1 pseudogene is annotated in these 1,447 nt (G+C 72.3%); it reads right to left on the reverse strand.

Annotation, left to right across the window (positions count from 1 at the left end):
- Positions 1 to 635 precede the first annotated feature (635 nt).
- Positions 636 to 1,447: pseudogene (locus tag AB0D12_RS40655) on the reverse strand (PAS domain S-box protein); the annotation flags it as partial.

Here is a 1,447-nt window from a genome sequence, read left to right on the forward strand (position 1 = left end):
CATCAGGGCCAGGCTGGAGGATGAACCTCTGACCTGGCCCTGGGCCATCAAGAGCGGGCGACGGGAATCGAACCCGCGTAGCTAGTTTGGAAGACGGCGTATGCGGGCCCTGGCCGACCTGCCGAGACTCCGGCCTGGGACAGAGCGCAGCGGGACCGCCCGTTCCCCGTGGCTCCCCGCTGCGTCCCCTCGGAACGGGCACGCAGCGGGCACGGTGAGCCTCTCGATGCGAACTATCGGCGGGGCGGTCGCTGAGGTCTGCTCGGCTGTTCAGTCGTCTTCTTGGGTTCGGTGGCGACCAGCTGCGGTCAGTGTGGTTGCTGTACTTCGCTGCTGTACCGCAGGATCCCGAGTGAAGGTGACCGTGGAACGCGACGTGCTCGTTCAACTGCTTGCTGACGGCGGCGCTGAGGCTAGAGTCGTGGCTCATGACGCGCTGCTGGACGGTGGTGCCTACGTGGTCTGGGACGGGTCGCCCTCTGCTGAACATTTACGGGCTTCGGCTCCAGCACACTCGCCGGATCGGTCCATGGCTCTGGAACACCCACCTCGGCTAAGCGGTTAAGTGCCTCAGGGCGGCGGCCCGGGTCGCCGTGAACCGGTCAGACCCGGGCCTGCCGCCGAGGGGTGGGGTGCTACCACCACAGCACGAGGTAGGCCTGGCCACCCGGTCCTCCCGGGGATCCGCCGGTGTCGGCCTGCCCGTTACCGCCCGTACCGCCTGTGCCGCTGGTGCCCGGCAGGCCGATGATGCCATCGGCGGGGGTGGCGCCTGCGCCGCCCGTGCTACCCGTGCCGTTGGAGCCGGCGTCTCCCGTCCGGGTCACGCCGTCCGCCACGCACGTCCCTGTGCCACCTGGGCCGCCGACGCCGGGGGTGGCGGGGCCGCCCGACGATGGACCGCCACCGCCGCCGCCCTGCCCACCGGTGGCGCTGGCCAGGACGGTGGAATCGGGTGCGGTCAGGGTCGCGTCATCCCCCGGACTGCCGGGGTTGCCAGGGTTGTTGATGGCCCCCCCGCCGCTTCCCCCGGCGCCGCCCGGGCCCGCGCTGACCGCGTAGATGTCCCCGGGCGTGACCGGTACCAGGCACCAGGCGAGGCCACCGGCGCCGCCTCCTCCGCCTCCTCCACCGGGGGCAAAGATCCCCGCGCCTGCGCCGCCTCCGCCCCCTCCGCCTCCCCAGGTCTGGACGAATACCGAGGTGACGCCCTCGGGTGGGGTGAACGATCCATCCTCGGTGAACTCCTGCAGCCCGTGCAGATCGAAACCAGACGGACCCGTCGGGCCTGTCGCTCCTGCCGGGCCGGTTGCGCCTGTCGGACCCGCGAGACCCACACCCGTCGGCCCCGTCGGCCCCGTCGGCCCCGGCCCGCCCGGGTCACCTTGCGTGCCCGTCGGTCCCGGCGTACCTGGGTCACCCTGCGCGCCCGTCGCACCCGGGTCCG

Source organism: Streptomyces sp. NPDC048479, from assembly GCF_040651435.1.
Lineage (GTDB): Bacteria > Actinomycetota > Actinomycetes > Streptomycetales > Streptomycetaceae > Streptomyces.